At 31.5% G+C, this 6,231-nt stretch carries 6 protein-coding genes; all 6 read left to right on the plus strand.

Annotated elements, in window-relative coordinates:
• Positions 1-161 precede the first annotated feature (161 nt).
• On the plus strand, positions 162-941 hold the full coding sequence (locus tag ACFQ1G_RS01365) for a hypothetical protein (RefSeq protein WP_380736444.1): 780 nt from the start codon (positions 162-164) through the stop codon (positions 939-941).
• Positions 931-1,413, plus strand: a complete 483-nt coding sequence (locus tag ACFQ1G_RS01370) for a hypothetical protein (RefSeq protein ID WP_380736445.1) — start codon at positions 931-933, stop codon at positions 1,411-1,413. The genes ACFQ1G_RS01365 and ACFQ1G_RS01370 overlap by 11 nt, the downstream gene beginning before the upstream one ends.
• A gap of 159 nt (positions 1,414-1,572) precedes the next feature.
• Positions 1,573-2,559 (plus strand): hypothetical protein, encoded by a 987-nt coding sequence (locus ACFQ1G_RS01375; protein ID WP_380736446.1) that lies wholly within the window; start codon positions 1,573-1,575, stop codon positions 2,557-2,559.
• A 183-nt stretch (positions 2,560-2,742) separates the two neighbouring features.
• Entirely contained in the window at positions 2,743-3,297 is a 555-nt protein-coding gene (locus ACFQ1G_RS01380) for a hypothetical protein (protein ID WP_380736448.1), read from the plus strand.
• Between the two features lie 200 nt (positions 3,298-3,497).
• Positions 3,498-5,879, plus strand: a complete 2,382-nt coding sequence (locus tag ACFQ1G_RS01385) for an erythromycin esterase family protein (protein ID WP_380736449.1) — start codon at positions 3,498-3,500, stop codon at positions 5,877-5,879.
• Between the two features lie 151 nt (positions 5,880-6,030).
• Positions 6,031-6,231: hypothetical protein (locus ACFQ1G_RS01390; protein WP_380736450.1), on the plus strand; the 201-nt coding region annotated here is incomplete at its 3' end.

The raw sequence follows: 6,231 nt of genomic DNA on the forward strand, positions 1-6,231 counted from the left end.
GCCGAACCTGCAAAAAATGACATTTTTGACTACCTTTAAAAAGTTAATTTAACCGACAAATTCGCGTTCCCAACAACCGCTACTTGCGTTAACCGGAGACGTTGTGCAACATATTTTATGGAAATCCAAACTCCAATTTAAAATAATTGTATTTTTGAATAGTGGAAAAAATTGGCGACATAGAAATTCGCGTTGTAGGAAAGTCTGGAAATCTTGAATTAAGACCAGATAACTACGACATTAAGCAGATTGCATCTATTATGCAGAATGTAGAGGATTTACTATACCCAAACAATAAAAAGGACAGACCAATAATTACTTACGATATTGAAGAAGGATCTGTTCGTCACATTTTTAAGACTTCTATTCAAGCAGTTATTGGGTTTAGCGCTCTCCTTTCTCAAGTACAAGCACAAAACAATATCGATTTTCTAGAATTAAAAACTGCAAGGGCCTTAGAGGAAATTCAAAAAATGTCTCGTCAAAAGAATTACGAATTTCAAATTAAGACCTCTTTAGAAAAGGATTATGAGTTAAAGATTAATCCATCTACTAAGTTTTTCCGAACCGAGAACATTTGGTCTGATGCCGAATTTTACTTTTATGGAGTGCTAAAAGACGCTGGAGGGAAAAGTAAGGCTAACATACATCTAGACACAAAGGATTACGGTTATTTATCAATAGAAACTGGAGAAGAGTTTTTAAAAGAAAGAGAAGAAAACCTTTTATATAAAAAGTTTGGTGTCAGAGCATCAGGTAAACAGAATATTGAAACTGGAGAAATTGACACAAAATCATTAAAATTACTGGAACTAATAGATTACAATCCAAAATTTGATAATGATTATCTGAAAACCTTAATTAACAAAGCGAAAAATAATTGGAGAGGAATAAATGCAGATGATTGGTTATTAAATATGCGGGGAGGATATGAAGCATAGCGTTCTACTTGACACCAGTTTCTTTATTAGATTACTAAACGATGAAGATCCTCTTCATAAAAATGCAGTAGGCTACTTTAAATACTTCTTAGAGAATGAAGTAACTTTAAAAATTTCAACTATTTCAGTGGCGGAATACTGCGTATTGGGAAAATTGGAAGATCTACCTCTGAAGAATCTCCAAATTATCCCTTTCAATTTAAAAGATGGAGAACGAACTGGAGAGTTTGCGAAAATCATTTTTCGAGAAAATAAAATTGAAAACGAAAAATTAACTCCTCGGGCTATTATTCCAAACGATTCAAAATTATTTGCCCAAGCCGACTTGGATAAATCAATATCTCATTTCGTCACCTCCGACGTAAGATCAAAAAATACTCTCGCGTTATTGAAAAGAGGTATAACACCAAAATTTTCTATTATTTCCATTGATGTCCCTCATACAGAAGCTTTCGGTATCTTAGATTTATAAGAAATACGTTGCACAACATCGGTTAACTAAAATGGCTTTTTTGAGAGATAATTACCTACATTTATTTCCATAACTAATATTTGTCTCCACGGAAAGTGATGTCTTCCCTACTCGCCACTTTTGTTAACCGGGAACGTTAGCCACAATTATCATTAAGAAATGAGTTCAAATAAAAATTGGAAAAAAGGTTTACTGAAAACTGGATTACCTCTCGAATTTTTAACATCTAATATATTCAATAAATTAGGTCACGAAATCTTTGGGGAATATCCATATATAAGACCTGATGAAAGTAGAAATCTTAGAGAATTTTCTGTTGACTTAAGAACTTGGAAATGTATGGATGATGATGATAAACTAATAATATTATCATCACTAGTTGAATGCAAATATAGACAACCAGGTACATCTTGGGTATTCGCTCCCTATCCTAGCGAAACAGTGGCAATAGGCATTATGAATTCTACAGAAGATTTAGTTCCATATAGAATTGAATCAAAAGCAGTATGGAAATTTGAAGAAAAAATTGGCTATTGTATAAATGGTGTAGAATTAACTACCGATGGAAATGGAAATACTAACGGAGTTAAACACGGTGTTTTTCAACTAAAATTTGCAATGCCGGAATTTCTAAAAAACGATTATGAAAATGCTCTCAAAGTTTCCTACAGCGATGGTAGATTTATAGATTTATCTTTTGCTATCTTAGTAACAACAGCAGATATCAGACTTATTAAAAGCAATGTTACATTAGATGATTTTACTTCTGCAGAAAATATTGAAGATGTAACAAATTTAAAAGAAGCAATAATCTTAAATGAAAGGCCAGGACCACAACTTCAAGAATTTGCTGATTCAATTGCAGACAATTTCATCAAAGAACATCCAGATTTGGAAAAAAGACTTTCAGATATTGACGATGTTTTAGTTGGAAAGGAATGGAAAAACAGATCCGCTCCTGATATTGACACAATAAAAAGAAGTATTGGATATAGTGCTGAACGTATTTTAATAGTTAACTACAATTATTTAGAAAAGACTATTAAAAATTTAGAGAAAGCTATTCTTAAAGACATAAAAAAAGCTAAGGTTTATGGAAAAGTGCTTGAGAACGATGAAAAAATTGATATAGTGAAATTCGAATAGTCATAGTAGATAACTGTGGCTAACAACGCATATTCGCAATTGTGGCCATTTCAGATAAAATAGTATTTTTAGAACCTAATAAAGTAAAATCTAAGCGGACAAATCCGTTTACTATTTACCACAACTGACGAATATACGAGACCGTTGTGCCTAATTTCAAAAATGAACCGAATTACACTCATATTGACATTCATCCTCTTGGTTTCATGTGGAAAACAGAAGAATAAAGACACTTTTGACATTGGTCTAAACAATAAATTAAGTATAGTTCCAACCAGTAATCAAAAGAGCCAGACTTTCTCGTCTGATTCAATAATAGTAGAGACCTCAAATGAAAAACTTCAAATTGAATCACCTGAAATCAAAATGTTGGAATATCTAACGCTTCACTTTAATAGAATTGAGGATTCCACATTTTTGAAAAAACCAGAATGGATGATTGAAAAAGAAAATAAAGACACCATTTGCGGTTATTTAATTTCTTTTAAAGAAGGACATTCCTTTAAACACGAACAAGAATGTGTTGAATGGGGTGAAATTGTAACCGTAAGTTTTAGAGGTTTTACATCAGATAAAATCAGACAGATTGTAGAAGAATTATATAAGAATGAAAATTATGATTGGTATTCAAATAAAACTGAATATCGTCCTGATAAATATTATGAAACCGTGTGGACATTCAAAATCTTAGAAAGTGAAGCCTCAATTGAATTAGAATTTGCGTATTCATGGATATAATAAAAACTAGGCACAACATCGGTTAACGAGCAAATAGCGGCGGACCGTTTAAAATGACATTTTTGACTACCTTTAAAAAGACAACTTTGCCGATAAATCCGCGTTTCCCAGGTCCGCTAATTGCGTTAACCGGGTACGTTGCCAATAATTTTTAAATACGCTCTAATCACTGGAGAAAACTTCAAAAAACAACACCAAGGATGAAAATAATCTTTACTGTGATATTTTTTCTTTTTTTATCAATAGGCAATTCGCAAGAATTAAAAACATTCGAACTCCTCCCGCCTAAATCAAATGAACATAAAGATTTATCATTCTTAAAAGACGAATTAAAGGGGAAACAAATTGTAATGATCGGCGAACAAACTCATATGTATGGAAATATATTTGAGATGAAAGCTAGAGTGATTGAATACCTGCACAAGGAATTAGGCTTTACAACCATCGCCATGGAGTCTTCTATGTATGATATATGGAAAACGAATAAGAATGGATTTAATCCTAAAGATTTCAACAACGCTATTTGGGGAACTTGGTCTAGTACATCTGAGTTTCAAAGATTGGTAAATTATATTGATGAAAATAAACTAAAAGTTATTGGTTTTGATTCTCAAGTGAACAATACATCTCAGTTTATTGAAGATTTTTTCGATTATTGCGACAATCAAAAGATTACTATAAAATTGGACGAAGATGATATGGGTATTATCATCGAAGGCATATTAGAAAACGTAACGGTCGAAGAAGAGGATATCCCATATAAAACTTACGAAAAGGAGCTTAAACGAATTATTAAGCAAATAGAAAAACTAGAAAATAACAATCTAAATTATAACTGGACCCAATTCACTAAAAGTCTTTTAGCCTGCTCTCAAGATGCTTATTATAACAAAAAAGAAATTTTAACTACTGATTTAGGTAATAAAAACCATAATATAAGAGATCAACAAATGGCCGATAATCTATTGAGTTATATCCATAGAAATCCAGGTGAAAAAGTTATTTGTTGGGCAGACAATATCCATATCATAAAAGATAATTCAAGTATAAAGAAACCAATTGCAAGCGATTTTGTTTCCATGGGTTCTTACATTCATCAGGAGCTAAAAGAGAAAGCGTATAGTCTAGCCACAATACATGCAAACGACTCCCTCTTAGATTTAGGTACTAATAAGTGGCATCTCACACCTATTAAAAGTAATTCATTTGAAAATGAATTGAAAAGTTTAAAAAAACCCTTCTTATTTGTTTCGTCTAATCAGGAAGCAATGAGATCAACAAAATATACCAGATTATTGAACTTTATTGACTTTACAAAAGCCAGATTAGACCAATTACACGATGGTTACATATTCCTTCAAAAAGCATCACTACCGAAACGAGAAACCGTATCAGATAGCTTAGTCCAATTTAGCGGACAAGTTGATGTAGATAAAAAGATAGATCCAACCAAAGTAGGTGAAAAGGTATTACTGAAAGGTCAGCTTCTTGACAAAGAGAGCAATCTCCCTATTCCATTTGCAACCTTAATATTAAAAAAAGAAGAAATCTATAGAGTAGCAGATGAAAACGGGTTTTATGAGTTACCGGTTAAAAATTCATTGATTAACAGTTCAGAAGTTACTATTTCATCAATAGGTTATGAAACCAAAACCGTTTTATTACAGGATCTTAAAAGCCACTTTTATATAAAACCCAAATTTGAGAAACTTGAGGAGGTGGTAGTTACCGGTTATTTATCACCCAAAACTGTATTAAAAAAAGCTATTTCAAAACGAAAATTAAATCATCCTACAGAACCTTTTAATTTTCACAGATATGGCAATGTTTTGATAAATAAAAATGACACAACAGAACTAGATCTAGAGGTGATAACAAAAGACTATGATGATGGCTATTTGTCGCCTTTTATAATAACTCAAAGGGTTGAACAAATTAAATGGAATAAAAATATTAAACCAGAAGGGTATAAATACTCCTCTCAATTTTTTGCTTACAGGCAGAACGCTATTCGTTATGCCAACATTTTACATAAGAGAAAGTATAAGAAATTTAAATTGAATTTTGAAAAATCAGATCATCCTGATGATTACGGTCAGTATATAATTTCATTTGAGACAGAAAGAAATAAATGGAATTATACCAATAGAAATTATCCGACTAAATATTCAGGTAGAGTATATATTGATAAGGCGAGTTTTGCTATCGTAAAAGTGGTAGAAAATTGGGAAACCACCTTAGATTCTGATGAAATTGAAAAATATTTTAAGAGATACAAAGACTATAAAGATATTGTACGAACTACGATTAAAGAAGAAAATATCTGCTATTATTCAGATGTTTTAAACGATGGTAAATTTTACGCTACGAGATATTTTAATCGATCGTATAATGAAACCCTCAACAAAGAAAACAAAAGAGAAAATAGTGTGGTAGAAATGGATTCTTATCTCTATGATTTTGAAATAAAAAATGTGGAAGAAATAGAATTTGAATATCGTGAAAAAGAACAAACTGTTTTGAATCGCGTGAGCTATGATAAAAACTTCTGGGATTCATTTTCTATTCAAAATTCAATATAAAAACTATTGGCAACATCGGTTAACGAGCAAATAGCGGCAAACCATCTAAAATGACATTTTTGACTACCTTTAAAATGATAACTTAACCGACAAATTCACGTTTCCCAACATCCGCTACTTGCGTTAACCGGGAACGTTGGCAAACATATAAATGAACATTAAGAAAAATATAATACTAATCCTATTTTCATTACTATCGACAATAAATTTAGCCCAAAATACGTCTGAATTAAATTGTGAAAGCGGATTTGAAAAAATGGAAACTGAATTGGAATCTCAAAAATCAGTTTCCTATAAGATTATTTATTCTCAAAATTTATATACAGAGGAAAGTTTTGATTTTAGAGAAGGA

Origin of the sequence: Salinimicrobium gaetbulicola (assembly GCF_042676025.1) — a bacterium.
Lineage (GTDB): Bacteria > Bacteroidota > Bacteroidia > Flavobacteriales > Flavobacteriaceae > Salinimicrobium > Salinimicrobium gaetbulicola.

What these genes read in the sequence shown, in the direction of transcription:
- ACFQ1G_RS01370 (WP_380736445.1), top strand. Translation starts at nt 931, where the DNA reads ATGAAGCATAGCGTTCTACTTGACACCAGTTTCTTTATTAGATTACTA.
- ACFQ1G_RS01375 (WP_380736446.1), top strand. Translation starts at nt 1,573, where the DNA reads ATGAGTTCAAATAAAAATTGGAAAAAAGGTTTACTGAAAACTGGATTA.
- ACFQ1G_RS01385 (WP_380736449.1), top strand. Translation starts at nt 3,498, where the DNA reads ATGAAAATAATCTTTACTGTGATATTTTTTCTTTTTTTATCAATAGGC.